This is a genomic window from Cohnella herbarum (genome assembly GCF_012849095.1).
GTDB classification, from domain to species: Bacteria; Bacillota; Bacilli; order Paenibacillales; family Paenibacillaceae; genus Cohnella; species Cohnella herbarum.
The window spans coordinates 7,788,832-7,806,134 of sequence record NZ_CP051680.1; the positions used below are offsets into that span (position 1 = coordinate 7,788,832).

The 17,303-nt window shown below is 50.1% G+C and carries 12 protein-coding genes; 10 read left to right on the forward strand and 2 right to left on the reverse strand.

Annotation, left to right across the window (positions count from 1 at the left end):
• Nucleotides 1-98 precede the first annotated feature (98 nt).
• The 5 genes from HH215_RS32630 (at nt 99) to HH215_RS32650 (ending at nt 8,646) form a co-directional block, all read left to right on the forward strand.
• Entirely contained in the window at nt 99-1,007 is a 909-nt protein-coding gene (locus tag HH215_RS32630) for an ABC transporter permease (RefSeq protein WP_254450297.1), read from the forward strand.
• A 26-nt stretch (nt 1,008-1,033) separates the two neighbouring features.
• Nucleotides 1,034-1,975: a carbohydrate ABC transporter permease gene (locus HH215_RS32635; protein ID WP_169283701.1), complete on the forward strand. Its 942-nt coding sequence runs from the start codon at nt 1,034-1,036 to the stop codon at nt 1,973-1,975.
• 29 nt (nt 1,976-2,004) lie between these two features.
• Complete coding sequence (locus tag HH215_RS32640) at nt 2,005-3,558, forward strand: ABC transporter substrate-binding protein (RefSeq protein WP_169283702.1); 1,554 nt, start codon at nt 2,005-2,007, stop codon at nt 3,556-3,558.
• A 104-nt stretch (nt 3,559-3,662) separates the two neighbouring features.
• Nucleotides 3,663-6,710, forward strand: coding sequence for a discoidin domain-containing protein (locus tag HH215_RS32645; RefSeq protein WP_169283703.1), 3,048 nt, complete (start codon nt 3,663-3,665; stop codon nt 6,708-6,710).
• Nucleotides 6,711-6,744: 34 nt separating this feature from the next.
• Nucleotides 6,745-8,646 carry an ADP-ribosylglycohydrolase family protein gene (locus tag HH215_RS32650; protein ID WP_169283704.1) on the forward strand — a complete coding sequence of 634 codons (1,902 nt, stop codon included), beginning with the start codon at nt 6,745-6,747 and terminating at the stop codon, nt 8,644-8,646.
• Nucleotides 8,647-8,712: 66 nt separating this feature from the next.
• Here the strand turns inward: HH215_RS32650 and HH215_RS32655 are convergent, their stop codons facing one another.
• Nucleotides 8,713-9,516: a Cof-type HAD-IIB family hydrolase gene (locus HH215_RS32655; protein ID WP_169283705.1), complete on the reverse strand. Its 804-nt coding sequence runs from the start codon at nt 9,514-9,516 to the stop codon at nt 8,713-8,715.
• Between the two features lie 122 nt (nt 9,517-9,638).
• Here HH215_RS32655 and HH215_RS32660 point away from each other — a divergent pair, with 122 nt between their 5' ends.
• Nucleotides 9,639-10,631, forward strand: a complete 993-nt coding sequence (locus HH215_RS32660) for a Gfo/Idh/MocA family protein (RefSeq protein WP_169283706.1) — start codon at nt 9,639-9,641, stop codon at nt 10,629-10,631.
• Nucleotides 10,632-11,157: 526 nt separating this feature from the next.
• Here HH215_RS32660 and HH215_RS32665 read toward each other — a convergent pair.
• Nucleotides 11,158-12,165, reverse strand: a complete 1,008-nt coding sequence (locus HH215_RS32665; RefSeq protein WP_169283707.1) for a LacI family DNA-binding transcriptional regulator — start codon at nt 12,163-12,165, stop codon at nt 11,158-11,160.
• Nucleotides 12,166-12,536: 371 nt separating this feature from the next.
• Here HH215_RS32665 and HH215_RS32670 point away from each other — a divergent pair, with 371 nt between their 5' ends.
• The 4 genes from HH215_RS32670 to HH215_RS32685 all read left to right on the forward strand — a co-directional run bounded on the left by HH215_RS32670 (nt 12,537) and on the right by HH215_RS32685 (nt 17,289).
• Nucleotides 12,537-13,607: a glycoside hydrolase family 130 protein gene (locus HH215_RS32670; protein WP_169283708.1), complete on the forward strand. Its 1,071-nt coding sequence runs from the start codon at nt 12,537-12,539 to the stop codon at nt 13,605-13,607.
• Between the two features lie 12 nt (nt 13,608-13,619).
• Entirely contained in the window at nt 13,620-14,579 is a 960-nt protein-coding gene (locus HH215_RS32675) for an ABC transporter permease (protein WP_169283709.1), read from the forward strand.
• Nucleotides 14,580-14,602: 23 nt separating this feature from the next.
• Entirely contained in the window at nt 14,603-15,496 is an 894-nt protein-coding gene (locus HH215_RS32680; protein WP_169283710.1) for a carbohydrate ABC transporter permease, read from the forward strand.
• A 68-nt stretch (nt 15,497-15,564) separates the two neighbouring features.
• On the forward strand, nt 15,565-17,289 hold the full coding sequence (locus tag HH215_RS32685; RefSeq protein ID WP_169283711.1) for an extracellular solute-binding protein: 1,725 nt from the start codon (nt 15,565-15,567) through the stop codon (nt 17,287-17,289).
• Nucleotides 17,290-17,303: the final 14 nt, after the last annotated feature.

Below are 17,303 nucleotides of genomic sequence, written 5' to 3' on the forward strand. Positions count from 1 at the left end.
CATAGAACGTGTAACAAAAATGCTAGCGGAGGTGACATTTGTAATACCTTTTAGGGCTTATGATAGGTTCACAGAGACAGAGGGAGCGTGAGCCTTGAATGCCTAGAACGTTCGTCAAATACAGGTCCTTATGGATAATGGTTTTGCCGGGACTGATCTATTTGCTTATCAACAACTACTTGCCGATGTTCGGAACGATTATCGCTTTCAAAGACTTCAACTACACGGACGGGCTATGGGGAAGCGGATGGGCCGGTTTCAAAAACTTTCAATTCCTGTTTACGACGCAAGACGCTTACATTATCACGAGAAATACGCTGCTGTATAACGCCGTGTTCATCGTATTTAACTTAGCGGTTGCGCTGACCGTCGCGTTGCTGCTGAACGAAATCAGGAAGAGATTTCTTCAGAACGTCTATCAGAGCGTGCTGCTCCTTCCCTACTTGATATCCTTCAGCATCGTCGGTTATCTGGTTTATAGCTTTCTGAGCATGGAATACGGCTTTATCAATTCCGGCGTCCTGAAGAAACTGGGTTTGCCGCCAATCTCCTGGTATATGGAGGCCAAGTATTGGCCGTTCATTCTCGTCTTGGTGAATGCTTGGAAATATATCGGGTATTCCAGCGTTATCTATTTGGCCGCGATTGCGGGAATCAATCATGAATATTACGAAGCGGCACGGATCGACGGCGCCAATCGCTGGAAACAGATGACGAGAATCACGTTGCCCTTAATCCGGCCGGTTGTCATCGTTATGACGCTTCTCCTCGTCGGCCGTATTTTCTATGCGGACTTCGGATTGTTCTACCAGGTCACGATGAACACGGGAATCCTGCTGCCGACGACGAACGTCATCGACACGTACGTATACAGAGCTTTGATTCAAACGGGAGATATCGGGATGTCGTCCGCCGCGGGACTGTTTCAATCGGTTGTCGGATTCCTCCTCGTCTTCTCGGTCAATCTGTTGATACGGAAGGTAGATAGAGAGAACGCGCTATTCTAGCCCATCATCTAAGAGGAGAGAACCCCATGAACGCAAGATCTAACGCGGCCGTGCCGTTGCAGAGAGCAAGCCGTAACCGGATCCGCGAGAATTCGTCGGCCGCGCAGCTTCTGATCCACGTTTTCTTCGTACTGGCTTGCGCGGCCTGCCTCGTCCCGCTGCTTCTCGTCGCGATCGTTTCCTTATCGGACGAACGTTCGATTCTGGCGAACGGATACTCGTTCTTCCCCGAAGCGTTCAGTCTGGATGCGTATCGCTATTTGCTCGGAGACGCGCAGAGGCTGATCAACGCATACGGCATCAGCATTCTAGTCACCGTAGTCGGAACTTTAACTAGCCTGCTCATTTCTTCGATGCTCGCTTACCCGCTTTCCCGGAAAGATTTTCCGCAACGAAACTTGCTCGCGTTCTTCGTCTTTTTTACGATCCTCTTTAACGGAGGTCTAGTTCCTTGGTATCTGGTGTACACGAACCTGTTTCATATGAAAGACACGCTGCTCGCGCTGCTCGTCCCTAACTTGCTGATGAACGGGTTTTACATCCTCATCATGCGTACTTTCTTCTCGACATCGATTCCGGACTCCCTGATCGAATCCGCGCAGATCGACGGGGCGGGCGAGTGGAGAACGTTCTTTCGGATCGTGCTGCCGCTATCTCTTCCGGTGCTCGCCACGATCGGTCTATTTACGACGCTGGGGTACTGGAACGATTGGTTCAACAGCTTGGTATTCATTTACGATACCCGCTTGATTTCCTTGCAGTATTTAATGACGAAGACGCTGCTCAGCATTCAGTTTCTTCAGAGCAACACGCAGAATTCGAACATAGGGAAGCTTCTCTCGGAGATGCCGACAGAAACGGTCCGCATGGCGATGGCGATCATAGGTATCGGTCCAATCGTGCTGGCGTACCCGTTTTTTCAGAAATATTTGGTTAAAGGCTTGACTGTCGGAGCCGTAAAAGGCTAGAAAACGAACACATCATTGGAGGGGTAAACATGTCGGTTTTAAGACAAAAAATGTTCATGATCGCGGTTTTCGTTCTAAGCTTCAGCCTGGTGATTGCGGGATGCGGCAACAATAAACCGGCTTCTACCGCCGAAAGCGCAAGTTCTAACGCAAGCCCGAGCCAACCGTCGGAAACGACGGCAAACGGAGGAGAAGGCAAGGCACCCGAGCTAGAGCCGTACAAGATCACGCTTGTATATCCCGGCGACACTCCCAAAGATCTGCTAGAAGTGCAGAGCGCGCTGAGCGAGTATTTAAAAAGCAAGATCAACGCCACGATCGAACTGAAACCGATCGACTGGGGATCTTGGCTGGAGAAAACCAACCTGATGTTCGCCTCCAAGGAGAGCTTCGATATCGTAATATCCGCCGCGACGTTAGGCTATTACAGCAATGTAGCCAAGGGAGCCTATCTCCCTCTCGACGAACTGATCGCCGAACACGGTCAAGATATCCAAAGCGTGCTGGGAGACGAAATTCTATCCGGTCTTAAAGTAAAAGGCCAGATTTACGGAACGCCGACGAACAAGGAATTCGCCGGAGCTAACGGTTTCCTCTTCAACAAGGCGTTGGTCGACAAATACAATATCGATCTGAACCAAATCAACAGCTTGGAGGATCTCGATCCGATTCTGCGAATGATCAAAGAGAAAGAACCGGGCATCACGCCGTTGTTCGAAGGAAACAATCGTTTCGTAGGTTCCCTCGTGTTGAACGGTCAATACGACGGGCTAGGAGACGGGTTCGGCGTGTTGAACAGAAATAGCGGCGAGTTGAAGGTGATCGATAAAACGGAAGTGCCGGAATATATGGAAGTGGCCAAAATCGCTCATAAATGGTATAAGGACGGACTCGTTAATAAAGACGCGGCAACCGTCAAGGATTGGGGTTTGATGCAAGCCGGCAAAGCGTTCGCGATTCAACAAGAGCTAAAGCCGGGCAAGGATGCCGAGATGTCGACGGCTTGGGGTTTCCCCGTCGTCCAGAAGCAATTGGACGTTCCTTATACGACGACGGTAACCGTAGCGGGAATTATGCTGGCGATCTCCAAAACCTCGAAGGATCCGGAGAGGGCGATGATGTTCCTGAATATGTTGTATAGCGACAAGACGCTGATCAATATGCTGGATTTCGGTATCGAGAACAAGCATTACGTCAAGAAGTCCGATACGGCGATCGATTATCCGGAAGGCGTAGACGCGAAAACGGTCGGGTACCGCAACGAGGCTTGGATGTTCGGCAACCAGATGAACACGTACTTGTTCCCGAATGAAGATCCGAACAAGTGGAACGCGTTCAGCGAATTCAACAAGCAAGCCGAGAAGTCGATCGCGCTAGGATTCGCTTGGGATTCCGAACCGGTGAAGAACGAAATCGCGGCGATCACTAACGTATCGAAGCAATTCGAGGATGCGATCATCTCCGGCTCCGTAGATCCGGAAGTCTATATTCCGAAGTATCGGGAAGCTCTGAAGGCTGCGGGATTGGACAAGGTCATCGCGGAGAAGCAGAAGCAATTGGACGAATGGGCGAAAAATAAATAAACGACGAACAGTATTGCGGAGGCTGGCGCGAGTCATGCCTCCTTTCTTGATAAGCTTCGAATGGATCACGGCCTATTCATTTGACGAGAAAGAGGGGAAACGCAATGCCGCTACGTTGGTTAAAGCTTTTGGTTATTTTTTGCTTAGGCATCGGTTTGATTTCCGGAATCGCGTTCGGAGGAGCGGCACGGGCTTCGGGAAGCAACGAGTTGAGGGTATGGTCGCCGCCGGCGGGAACGCCGGCCAATACGGCCTTCGAGGTTCAAGTCCGCAAAGCGGGCGATTCCGCTTGGATCGATCTCTTCGAATACAAAGTCAACGTAGGGCATCAGGACGGTTCCTTAGCCGCTTCGTCGATGGTCAACTTCGACTTTAACGGAACGGTCGAGATTAAAGTCGTGTATGCGATCGGAACGGTATCTTCCTATGATCTAAGACCGACTTCGTACGGATTAACTCCGGCGGTTTCGGGAAATACGTTAATTTTCCCCGTGACGCAGAACGAGTCTTCTCCGCGCAAGATTGTTCTTCGGATCAATAACGGCTGGGAAAACGAAGTGCTGCATATCGTGACGAATCCGATCGAGACGGGAGCTGTTTCGGACGCCGCATCCAACGTTTACGTCATCGGACCTAGCGATGAGATTCCTTTGCGATTGCCGGCAGGCAAGGATACATACTACTTTAAGCCCGGCGTGCACCATCTTCCGAGGGGGATGTGGGTAGAGCTGGATTTGGGAGCCTTTTACTCCATCGACAAGCTCGTTCTCAATCAAGGGAAGGCCGGAGCGGCGACAACGGTAGATCCGCAGAAGTTCGTGCTCGAGACGAAATCGAACGAAACGGATGCCTACCGGATTGCCTATGACGGCACAGGCAATTTGGATTCGGGGTCGATTACGATAACTTTCCCTGCGAAGAGCGCCCGTTACGTCCGTTTGAAGTTGACCGGTAACAACGGGACGGGTCGCGATTTTCTCAGTTCTTACGTGAACGAGCTTGAATTATACGCCGTCGGAGGGACGACCAACCTGGCACTGAACAGAGCGATCGCCGGAGCGATGCCCAATTACGGGCGCGTCGTGGACGGCAATCCGGCTACCCAAATGAAATCGAGCTCGGAGTACGGAAACTGGCATGCCGGCGAATCTTTCTTCTTATCGCAAAATAATTACAAGGTTTACATCGAAGCGGGAGCCGTCGTGAAAGGTTCCTTCATGGGAGACGGGGTAAGCAATATTTCGATCGGCGGCCGGGGAATATTGGACGCGAGCGAGCTGACCCATTATCCGACGACGCTGGCGGAAAGCAGGGCGGGCGCGATCTGGCTCATCGGCGGCAGCGACAACAAAATCGAAGGCATCACGATACTGGATTCGCCGATGTGGACGATCGTCATGAATTTCTCCGAAAGACCCGTTGTCCGTAACGTAAACATCTTCGGCAGCACGATTAACGCGGACGGAATTCATATGAGCGCGAGCAGCAACGGTCTAGTGGAGGGCGTGTTCATCCGATCGAATGACGACAATGTCGTGATGTATCATTACGGACCGGGCTCTCATAATATTTTCCGGAACAGCGTATTCTGGGGAGACGACGCCCACATCGTGCTGATCGGTTTAGGTACGGCGGCGAACGCAGATATCTCGGATATTACCGTGCGAAATATCGACGTTTTGGCTCAACAAGGCGTATACGACCTGGGCAAATTCAACGGAGTTATGAAGCTGTGGCCGAACGGGGGGAACGAGATCAGGAACGTTTTGTTCCAGGATATCCGGATCGAAAGCTTCAGAAATCCAAGCGAATCGATGATTTTCCAATTGCGGACGGACGAGAGATTCCCGGGCGAAGGCAACGGAGCGGCTATTAAAGACGTCACTTTGGAAAATATCGATTATTACGGCGGCGGAGAGATGCAATCGCTCATCAAGGGCGCGAGCGGCACCTCCTACGTAAAAAACGTTCAAATTACGAATTACAAAAGAGGCGGCGCGTTCGTCACCAACGCGGCATCGGGAAACATCGGCATTCAAGGAAATGTCTCCGACGTCGTCTTCTCCCCTTCCGACGCGTTGCTGGACGATTCGTTCGATGGTCAAGCTACAGGATCGCAGCCTAGCGGCTGGATCGGAAGTCCGGGCATTACGGTGGAGAACGTGCCGAGCGCGACGAACAAGAGCGTGCGGGTAAGCAAGACGGGAAGCGGAGACATCGTCACCTCAAGAGCGATTACTCCGTCCAGCGGAATCGTTACCGTCGAAACGAGAATGAACGTGGTCGACAAGACGAATTGGAAGTCGTTGATCATCGATAATTCCTCGGGTACGGAATTGCTGCAAATCGGGTTCAATAGCGGAGGGGAGATTTACGCGAATAACGGCACGAGTTGGTCTCCCTTCATGACGTACAACGTGAACCAGTGGTACGACATTCGCGTCGTCGTCAACACGGTGTCGGATCGTTACGATCTTTACGTGAACGGCGTACGGAAAGTCCATAACGTAAAACTCGAGACGGCAACGGAAGATGTCGGGTTCGTTAAATTCGGTTCGGGAGAAACCAATCCGGGAACTTATTATTTCGACAACGTGAAGGCTACGGTATCCCCGCTAGCCGTTAAGGAAACGTTCGACGGTCAAGTCTCCGGAACGGGTCCGGTCGGATGGACTAGCAGCCCCGGCATTACGGTGGAGAACGTGCCGAGCGCGACGAACAAGAGCGTGAGAGTGAACAAGACCGGAAGCGGAGGCATCGTAAGCGCTAGAACTTTCGCTCCCGCAAGCGGCGTCGTAACCGTAAAAGCGAGAATGAACATTGCCGACAAGACGAACTGGAAGTCGCTGCTCATCGATAATTCCGCGGGAGCCGAATTGCTGCAGATCGGGTTCAATAGCGGAGGGGAGATTTACGCGAATAACGGCACGAGTTGGTCTCCCTTCATGACGTACAACGTGAACCAGTGGTACGATGTTCTGCTGACGATAGATACGGCAACGGATACGTACGATCTGTATATCGACGGCGTATTGAAGGCGCACAATAAAGCGCTGGAGACGGCTACCGCCGATGTGGGGGCCGTCAAATTCGGATCGGGCGAATCGCCCGTCGGAGCTTATTATTACGACGACGTCATGGTCGCGCATTAACATCATAATCTGAACTCGAAGGAGTTAACGAAGCATGAATGTCATTAACGAACGGGAGTACTATCGTACGATTTACGGCGGATGGTTAGGTAAAAATATCGGAGGAACGCTAGGGGCTCCGGTAGAGGGGAAAAAGGAGCTGCTCAAGTTGGACTTCTACCCTCTGTTGCCGGACGGACCGCTCGAGAACGACGACTTGGATTTACAGCTGGTGTGGCTGCACGCGTTGGAACAATACGGACCGAAGCTGACTAGCCGGGAGCTGGGGCAAGAGTGGGTCGAACATATTTTCTTCCCCTTCGACGAGTACGGATACGCGATAACGAATTTAAGAAGAGGGCTGATCGCTCCCGTGGCGGGATCGTTCAACAATCCGTTCGCCGACTGCATGGGCGCCCCGATCCGCTCCGAAATCTGGGCAATGGTCGCTCCGGGCGCTCCGCATCTCGCTGCGCGTTACGCTTACGAGGATGCGATCGTCGATCATGCCGGAGGGGAGGGCGTCTACGGCGAGATGTTCTTCGCCGCCATCCAGAGCGCTATCTTCGTCGTGAAAGATAGAGACGAGCTCATCCGGATCGGCATGACTTATATTCCCGAGACGTGCCGAACCGCGAAAGCGTTAAGGGATTTGCTGGCGTGGCACGCGGAGGGCAAAGATTGGTTAGAAGCGCGCAGCTTGATCTTGTCACATCACGGCAGCAATAACTTCACGGACGCTCCGCAAAATATCGCGTTCACGATCCTTGGCTGGTTGTACGGAACCGATTTCGAGGACGCGGTGCTCAAGGCCGTTAACTGCGGCTACGACACCGATTGCACGGCCGCGACGTTAGGCGCGATCCTTGGAATGATCGACGGGCCCGAGGGCTTGCCGGATAAATGGGTTCGGCCCGTAGGGGAATCGGTCGTCGTCAGCCCTCCGATCAAAGGCTTTCCCGCTCCGCGGAACCTGGACGAGCTAACGAGAAGAACGATTCGCATGGGCAAGCAGGTGTTGGCCGCATGGGACATGGATTTGATCGTGCATTCCGAGTTGGAGACGCGGCTGGGCGTGCTGGATCTCGAATCGAATGAAGCGGTGAGGGAATTATGGACTCGGAACGTCTCGGTCGATCACCGAATGGTTACGAGGAATTCGTTAGAAGGCCAAGGGATCGAGCTTATCGTTCAATACGGCGATCAGGGTCCTTCGATCGGACACGGGCAACCGAAGACCCTCGTGCTTGCGCTTCATAACCATACCCAAGAACAATGGGAGGGAGTCCTCTCGCTGCGGTTGCCGGAGGAATGGCAAGGAGATTCCGGACAAGCCTTTAAGCTTGCGCCTTCGCAATCCATGGATTTTTCCTTCGCGATGCAATCGGCGGGACGGTTAGAAACCCAGTATGAGCTGACGGCGGTTATCGAACGGTTTCATGACCATTCTCCGTGGGCCGAATTGAAAGAATCGATTTATTTGGTTCCTATGCAGGAGTGGTTGATCCGAGAGCCCGGCAGCGATTCGGAGAAGGTGGTCCATGCCAGCGGCAACCTCATCGAGTGGGGCGCGGAATCCCGTTCGGGGAGCGATTCCGGCGAAGGAACGGAAGGCGCATATCGCGCCCGCGCTTGGCTGATCAATCCGACCGAGAGAAGCATAAGGTTTAACGTCGCTTCCAACGTACGAGTCCAAGCGACCCTAAACGGGAAGACGATCATCGATAGCGCCGAAGGCGATGATTTCATGCCAGCTTATCATCGCACGCATGAACGGCAATTCGCCGAATTCACGATGCCGGCCGGCCGCCATGAACTAGAGATAACGGCATTCAAGAAACGCGATGCTCTGCAAGTCTACGTGCTTCCGGTGGCCACTTTCGAAACGGCGGAACCCGGACCTTGGTACTACTATACGAATATGTTTATCGTCGCCGATCCTGAGGCAAGGACATAACGAATAAGGAGCTACCCCGGAGATTCGAGGTTAGCTCCTTATTCGTTTTTCGGGGTACAAGCCCGATTACGCGTTCAAAACAAACTTATCCAGCACGTGCTTAACGCCGTCGTCATTGTTGCTAAGCGTAATGAAATCCGCGATTTCCTTCAGCGCGGGAACGGCATTCGCCATCGCGACGCCAAGGCCGGCGGCCTGCACCATCTCGTGGTCGTTCATCGCGTCGCCCATGGCGATCGTCTCTTCCATCGGAATGCCGTAATGAGAGGCGAGGAAACGCAAAGCATGGCCTTTCGTGCCTTCCAGATGCATGAACTCCAAGTAGTTCGGCTTCGATTTGGTCAAGTGGACCCGGGAACCGAACAGCTCCTTCAACTCGGGCATAAGGGCGTCCAATTTCGCGGGTTCGTCAATAATGAGCAGCTTCGTTTGACGCTCGTTCGCGATGATCCGACCGAAATCGGGCTCGATCGTATAGGGAATGTTGGACTGCTTCGCGTATCCTTTGATCTTGTCGGTGTCTTCGGATACGTAAAGCTTATCCGCGATATAGCTTTGAAGATGCAAGCCGTGAGATCGGCAATAATCGTAGATTTGTTTAGCTACGTCTACGGGAACGGAGCGTTCGTACAAAACTTCCTCGTCTAGCAGGTTCTTGATCAACGAGCCCTGATAGGTGATGATCGGCACGTTCAGTCCGACTTGACGGGCGATTTTCTGGGCGGAATCGAACATTCTTCCCGTCGCGATCGTCAGATGGGCGCCCTGGGCAATCGCGGCGTTCATCGCTTGGCGAGTGGCGTCCGACACGGTTAGCTCGTCGGTTAGTAAGGTGTCGTCAAGATCCATGGCAATTAAGCGGTAAGGCATCTGTCTCTCCCCAATCTATGTCTTTTGCTCGTTTCATTGTACCCTATATCGGCTTTGTCGGAAAGACGGGCAAACATGCTATAATGGTTGGGATAATGGGAAAAGGAGAGGATGATCGAACGATGAAACGGTTACGTTGGGGAATTCTTGGCTGCGCGGCGATCGCGGATCGTGCCGTCATTCCGGCGATTCAAGCGTCGGAAACGGGAGAGTTGATCGGGATTGCCAGCCGGGACGAGAGCAAGGCGAAAGCCAAGGCCGAGCAATTCGGCATTCCCAAATCCTACGGAAGTTACGAGGCGCTGCTGGCGGATCCGGACATTGACGCCGTCTACATCCCGCTGCCGAATCATCTGCACAAAGAATGGACGATCGCGGCGGCTAAAGCCGGAAAACATATCTTGTGCGAGAAGCCGTTGGCGCTAAATGCATCCGAAGCTCAAGAGATGGTAGATTGCTGCAAGGAAGCCGGAGTTCATCTAGCCGAAGCTTTCATGTACAGGCATCATCCGCGAATCGCGAGAGTGAAAGAGATTATCGCAAGCGGAGAAATCGGAGATCTGAGAGCTATTCGCGGCGTGTTTACATACAACGGGGCAGCAAGCACGGGGGATATTCGGCAAGTCAAAGCTTGGGGCGGCGGAGGGCTATACGACGTGGGCGTCTATCCGCTCAGCGCGGCTCGCCTCATTATGGGCGTCGAGCCCGAAGCGGTTACCGTGCACGCGTTATTTTCTCCCGAGCACGATGACGTCGATATGATGGCTTCCGGTTTAGTCGAATTTCCGGGTAACGTAGCGCTGACCTTCGACTGCGGCATGTGGGCGACGTTCCGTAACGAGCTAGAGATCGTAGGCACGGAAGGGACGATCGTCCTTAAGCCGTCTTTCCTTCCTTCGAAGGAAAACGACGATATTACGATTCAGGTCGGATCCGCTATCCGGAAGGAAGGCCCTTACGGAGTCGACGCTTACGTCGCGCAATCCGATCAATTCGCGAAGGTCGTGCGGGGCGAGGAGCCGCCGGCCTATCCTTCTCAGGATGCCGTCGCGAGCATGAGATTGATCGACGCCTGTTTGGAGTCTGCTCGCAAGCGTCAGCGGGTCGTGTTGTGAAATAACAAATGGCTCTTATAGGAAACTGAATAGCACGAGGCTTCATCTTCCGAGACGGCCATTTTGACCGTTAAACGGAAGTAATTGAGCTAACTTTCCCGTCCAGACGGTCATTTTGACCGTCTGGACGCTTGTAATTGGCGCAATTACCCCGAAATGTATGTTGAGACGGTCATTTTGACCGCTTCACAAGTTCAACAGAACAATATCTCATATGAGACGGTCATTTTGACCGTCTGACCGTAACATTGATGCATAGCAATCAATCTTTTAAAAATCCCATTCACGCTCCCGAGAAGGAAATTACGATATGAGGTGATCTCCATTGGGAATTTGAGCCGATGATGGAACCAAGTCAATCCACACGCGAGGGGAGCGACGTACCGGGCGGGAGCCCGGGTTGAAACCTGATTTCGGTTTTAAGACCAATAAATTTCTAAATCACTCCGGCATAAACGTTCACATGCTATCCCTAAGGACAGCATGTGAACGTTTATGTTTGTTATTTCCTATCCTCTCACGGCTTCTACAACCGTTTTACAGATTCCCGTTCGATGATCTTGCTTTGCAAATAGATGTTTTTGGGTTGCGCCTCCGGATGTTTAATACATCCTAACATCCGAACAACGGCTTCGATCGCGAATTCATGTTTACTTATGTCCACGGAAGTAAGGGGAGGTACGATGGTTTGGCTTAAGTCCGTGTTATCGAAGCTGATAAGCGATACTTGATCGGGTACCGATATGCCTTCCGCTTGAAGTTTAAGCAATAGCTTGTAGGCAGCCATGTCGCAGTGGCATACGAAAGCGGTGGGAAGTTTGTTGGGCAACTCAAAATCCATTACGTACGAGCCGTTATCGTCGTTGTTAACGAGCATCCATTGTTTGTTCCATTCCAGATGATAGTAGTTGAGAGCTTTCAAATACCCGCAATAACGATCCATAACGCTAGAGGTGTAATGCGGGTTGCCGACGAACCCGATATCGACGTGTCCCCTATCCACTAAGTATTTCGTGACGGCATAACCGGATTGAAAGTTGTCGGGAATAATGCAATTAAGAGCGATATCCGATTTGTAGAAGTCTATTGCAATTACCGGGAACGGATAGGCGGTCAGCAACTTGACGTAAGCTTCGCTGACTTCGCCGGCTATGAACAATCCATTAAGATCGGACAGATCCTGAGCGAGGGACAGCGGGACGCTATTGGATTGCTCTTGTTCTGGATCAAGCAAGTAAATAGATAGACTAATGTCTCTTTGGGAGCATTCTTGATTCATATAGTAGTAAATTTTCGTGTAAAAGTTATCCGTATCGAGGAAGAAGCGCTTCGGAACAATAATCCCGAGCTTGGACACGGACTTGGTAAGCTTTGCGTTCTTGTGCAAATATCCGAGCTCATTGGAGGTTTGGAGAATCTTCTTCCGCAGTCCATCGCTTACACCTGGCTGATTGTTGAGCGCTTTAGAGACACTAACCTTCGTTACGCCTAGTATGTTTGCAATGGTATCTAAAGTTACTTTTCCCGATTGCATGGCAGCAGTCTCCTAAGAATAAAAATATTTCCTCTTCATAGAATATTAACTAAAGTAACTTTATAAGTCAATTGTAAGTATAACAATCACGAAAGTTACTTTACAAAAGATACTCTTTTTACATTATTGCAACTGCACCGAATGTCGATTTATAGCGGTATTTAGGAGTATTACTTCTATATGGGATGAAATGTAGAAGGTTTTATCGTTCAGTTCAATGATTTATCCCTGTGAATTAGTTAACTAAATGTTACTTAATAAATTACGTTGACAAAATAAATTAACTTAAATTATAATCGCTTACATAAGGTAAATTTAGGTAATCATTCAGTATTTAAATGCTGAAATCGGCAGGAATGGGGAGAAATAACATGACAGTTATCCGCTCGAAACAAAATCCGATTATTTCGCCTCAAGATGTTAGCGCTTCCAATAATGAGTGGGAAGTCATTGGCGTATTTAATGCCGGAGTGACCAAGTACAAGGACGAAGTGATCTTGATGCTTCGCGTCGCGGAGAGACCGATTAACGACAATCCGGATATTTATTTGACGCCGTTTTATGAGGCTTCTTCCAATCGAATGACCATACGAACGATCGCCAAAACTCCAGAATGCGATTTCTCCGACGTGAGAGTGATCAAGACGCCCGAGAAAAATTACTTAACCTCCATATCCCATTTGCGTGTCGCACGAAGCAGTGACGGAATCCGGTTCAAGATCGATGATAAGCCTACGATTCTTCCAGGTACGATGTACGAAAGCTATGGAATCGAGGACCCCCGGATTACCCGAATCGAAGATACGTACTACATGACTTACTCGGCCATCTCGGAGTATGGCATATGTACCGGGATGATGACGACGAAGGATTTCGTCACCTTCTATCGCGAAGGTAACGTCTTCCATCCGGACAACAAGGATGTCGTCCTATTTCCGAGACAAGTCCGAGGGAAATATTACGCGCTTCATCGCCCTTCTTGCTCTCATTACGGCAAACCGGAGATGTGGATTGCGGAGTCTAGTGACCTAAGGCAGTGGGGAAATCATCGCCATCTGGCGAACGTGCGCGAAGGATACTGGGATGATGGACGAATCGGAGCGAGCGCAATTCCTTTCGAGATCGAGGAAGGCTGGCTTGAAATCTACCATGGTGCGAACAAGGATAATCATTATTGTCTAGGAGCGCTTTTATTGGATAAGAACGAGCCTTGGAAAGTCATTGCGAGAAGCGAGACACCGTTCATGCAGCCGGAAGAGGTGTTTGAAGTCGAGGGTTTTTTCGGAAACGTCATTTTTCCTTGTGGCGTTCTTGTCGAGAACGATATCGTGAAAATTTATTACGGGGCCAGCGATACGTGCGTCGGTTACGCGGAAACATCTCTTGATCATATAAGAGCAAATCTGCAAGTACAATCGGCAAATCGTCCTACGATGCGTTAAGGAGGAGTTCGGATGCAAACGTCGGTACAATCGTCAGTACAGTCCAAGAGTAAAGAAACGTTTCTGCGTGAAATCATGAAAAACCGTTATCTGTACCTCCTGACCTTGCCGGGAGTACTGTTCCTGATTGTCTTTAATTATTTGCCCATGGTCGGACTGTACCTGAGCTTCGTGGACTACAACCCGATGGCCGGTCTCTACGGAATGGGCAGCGAATTCGTGGGACTGGATAACTTTGAGTTCTTTTTCAGCTCCGGCGACTGGGTAGGGATCACGTTCAACACGTTATATTTGAATAGTTTGTTTATCTTGACCGGACTTGCCGTTCAAATTTTCATGGCTGTTGGCTTGAACGAGGTAGCGGGCAACAAGTTCAAGAAGCTGACCCAATCGTTCATGTTTTTACCGAACTTCTTGTCGTGGACCGTGGTTTCCATTTTCTCCATCGCGATATTTTCTACCGATACGGGCGTGATTAACGGGATATTGAACGCATTGGGCATGGAATCGATTAATTTCTATCAGGATGCTTCAACTTGGCCTTTCATACTTGTGCTGCTGAAACTGTGGAAAGGAGTCGGGTTCGGTACCGTCATCTATCTAGCTACCATTTCAAGCATGGACCAAGAGATGTTCGAGGCCGCCAAGATCGATGGGGCTTCGAGATTCCAATCGATTATTTATCTCACTCTTCCGATGCTCAAGACGACAACGATCATGTTACTCATTCTCTCTGTAGGAGGTATCTTCTACGGCGATTTCGGAATGATTTTCGCTCTGATCGGCGATAACCCTCTGCTTAGACCAACAACGGATGTTATCGACACCTACGTTTATCGGGCGCTTCGGATGAACAACGACATCGGAATGTCATCCGCCGTGGGCTTGTTTCAAGCTTTCGTTGGATTCGTGCTCGTCGTCTCCGTTAACGCGATTACTCGCAAAATGTCGAAGGATTCAGCGTTGTTCTAACAATGAAGAGAGGAGGTACGGCGATGAATCATAAATCTCTTGGGGATCGGACGATGTTATTCGTTTTCTATGCGGCGATCGGACTATTCTCTTTAATGTGCGTTATCCCGATGTGGATTGCTCTAATGGCATCCTTCACGAACGAGCTTGAGCTTATACGGAACGGGTACAGCTTATGGATCGGAAACTTCGATCTTACGGCCTACCGATTGATCTTCACGGGAACCGGAAGCGTCTATCGAGCTTATGGAGTTACCATCATAACAACGATTCTTGGGGTTATTCTCACGGTATTCCTAACTAGCTCGTTTGCTTACCCGCTATCCGTTAAATCGTTAAAATATCGAAACAAGCTCGCTTTCTTCTGCTACGTCACGATGGTGTTTAATGGCGGACTTGTTCCTACTTATATTTTAACAACCCGCTTCCTACATTTGCAGAACAGTATATGGGTGCTCATTATTCCGGCTGCACTTAATGGATTTAACGTCTTCCTGATGAAGAACTATTTCTCTACGCTCCCCGAAGCTTTAGCGGAATCGGCTAAGATCGACGGTGCGAGCGAGATCTACATCTACTTCAAGATTATTCTTCCGTTATCGATGCCGATTCTAGCTACGATCGGTTTATTCGCCGCCATCGGGTATTGGAATGAATGGTTTAGGGTGCTCCTCTTCATTAACGATCAGCAATTGTTTACTTTACAGTTTCTAATTATGAGATTGCAGCAACAGGCCGAATTTCTGAATTCTTCGCTGAGCGCTGCGGCGAGAGCTGCCCTAGGCGGAGAAATGGTTCCGACGATCGGGATCCGGGTAGCGACGGCGATGGTATCGATCGGTCCAATAATTCTTTTATATCCGTTCCTTCAGAAGTATTTCATTAAAGGGTTAACCATTGGTGCGGTGAAAGGCTGAGGAAGATTTAGGAAGGCTATTGCCGGCTGTGCCGGTTAGCATAGAATTTCATTCCGGGAGGGTTAAGAATGTTTAGAAAAACAATCCAAAGTATGGTTATGGGTACTGCCTTAATTGTGTTGCTGTCCGTTCTGGCAGCGTGTTCCAAGAACGAGAACGCCGGTTCACCAAGCGCATCGACGCCTGCAGCTTCGGTACATGCATCCGAAACAACAGAACCTACCGAATCTACCGAACCGAGCGAATCCGTCAAGGCTCCGCCGGAGGAAGTCACGTTGGAGTTTTTCATGCCATCGGGAACCGCCGACGTGAATGATTTGCAGGCTGTGCTGGACCAATTTTACGCCGAAACCAAAGATACCTTGAATACGAAGCTCAAGTTCAACTTCACGACCTTCGATAACATCGGGCAACAAGTTTCACTGAAGATTGCCGGTGGAGAGCAAGTGGACAGCGCGTTTACCGCGCAATGGACCGCTCCGAATATTAATCAGATGATAGCTAAGGATCAATTGGCTAACCTGGATTCTTATTTCAATAACGATAAATACCCGGGACTTAAGAAAGCGTTCACACCCGAATATTTGAAAAACAACAGTTTCATCGATGCCAAGGGCGAGTCTCATATCTACGGTATTCCATTCACGCACGGGTTCGATGGCGGCGGAGTTATCTATTATCGTAAAGATCTTGCTGAGAAGTACGGAGTTACGGAGATCAAGTCGGTAGCGGATTTGACGAAATATTACGATGCGATCTTAGCCAACGAGAAAGGAGTGATCCCGCTTACTTGGAACGGTAACCAGGATTTACTTTCCGATACGCTGCTTACGATGGTACAACCAATTACGGAGAAGCATAATTACGAAACGAATGTAGCGGGTACGAACAGCAGCATCGCCATCAAACCGGATGGAACGGTCTACGTCGCTAAGACCGTCAATCCATGGAGCGATCCGGAATTTATAGCGCTTATTCCCGATTCCTTGAAATCGATGGATCCACTGACAGGCTACAAGTTGGCTCGCGAATGGTATACGAAAGGGTATTTGGAGAAGGACATCTTGGCTCAGAAAGATCCGGATGGTCAATTCATGTCGGGAAAAGCGGCTTCGGTCGTTCGTACGCTGGATATCTATGCATCCGAGAAGCAACAGCTCGAGAAGGCGATACCTGGAGCGAAATTGGGTTACTTTATCATCAACCCCGGCTATCTTAACGGAACGCCGAAAGCGGTAGGAAGCGATTTCAAAGCTTGGAACTTCGCCGCTATCCCTTCTAATTCGAAGAACATCGAACGTACGATGCAGTTTTTCGACTGGCTGTTCACGAACCAAAGCAATCATGACTTATTCGAATTCGGGATCGAAGGCAAACATTGGACGGCCGAAGGAGACACCAAATATTCCATTCCTGCTGGCGTAGATGCGGCGAGCAATTATAACTTCCCTGGTTTTACGTTATCTTGGAACCCGACGATGGTGCGCTACGATGCAACGACTCCTGACGATGTCGTCACGACATTAAACAATCTTGGAGATACGAACTTCTTCTTCAAGAAGCTCTCCGCAGGCTTCAACTTCGTGACGGACAACGTGAAGAATGAGACGGCAAAGCTCAATGACGTGAAATCTCTATTAAGAACGATCGGTGACGGAGTATCCGATGACATTGAAGGAACGTTGGCAAAAGTTCAGAAGGATTTCGACAAAGCTGGATATGCGAAGGTGCGCGAGGAGCTAGAGAAACAATTTAACGAATTTCTGAAGACCAATCCTTATGAAGGCCAATAAGGATCGAGGAATAG

Bases quoted from the DNA above. Each gene is read 5' to 3' on its own strand.
- HH215_RS32660 (WP_169283706.1), top strand. From the start codon at position 9,639: ATGAAACGGTTACGTTGGGGAATTCTTGGCTGCGCGGCGATCGCGGAT.
- HH215_RS32630 (WP_254450297.1), top strand. From the start codon at position 99: ATGCCTAGAACGTTCGTCAAATACAGGTCCTTATGGATAATGGTTTTG.
- HH215_RS32680 (WP_169283710.1), top strand. From the start codon at position 14,603: ATGAATCATAAATCTCTTGGGGATCGGACGATGTTATTCGTTTTCTAT.
- HH215_RS32685 (WP_169283711.1), top strand. From the start codon at position 15,565: ATGTTTAGAAAAACAATCCAAAGTATGGTTATGGGTACTGCCTTAATT.
- HH215_RS32650 (WP_169283704.1), top strand. From the start codon at position 6,745: ATGAATGTCATTAACGAACGGGAGTACTATCGTACGATTTACGGCGGA.
- HH215_RS32665 (WP_169283707.1), bottom strand. From the start codon at position 12,165: ATGCAATCGGGAAAAGTAACTTTAGATACCATTGCAAACATACTAGGC.
- HH215_RS32640 (WP_169283702.1), top strand. From the start codon at position 2,005: ATGTCGGTTTTAAGACAAAAAATGTTCATGATCGCGGTTTTCGTTCTA.
- HH215_RS32645 (WP_169283703.1), top strand. From the start codon at position 3,663: ATGCCGCTACGTTGGTTAAAGCTTTTGGTTATTTTTTGCTTAGGCATC.
- HH215_RS32635 (WP_169283701.1), top strand. From the start codon at position 1,034: ATGAACGCAAGATCTAACGCGGCCGTGCCGTTGCAGAGAGCAAGCCGT.
- HH215_RS32670 (WP_169283708.1), top strand. From the start codon at position 12,537: ATGACAGTTATCCGCTCGAAACAAAATCCGATTATTTCGCCTCAAGAT.
- HH215_RS32655 (WP_169283705.1), bottom strand. From the start codon at position 9,516: ATGCCTTACCGCTTAATTGCCATGGATCTTGACGACACCTTACTAACC.
- HH215_RS32675 (WP_169283709.1), top strand. From the start codon at position 13,620: ATGCAAACGTCGGTACAATCGTCAGTACAGTCCAAGAGTAAAGAAACG.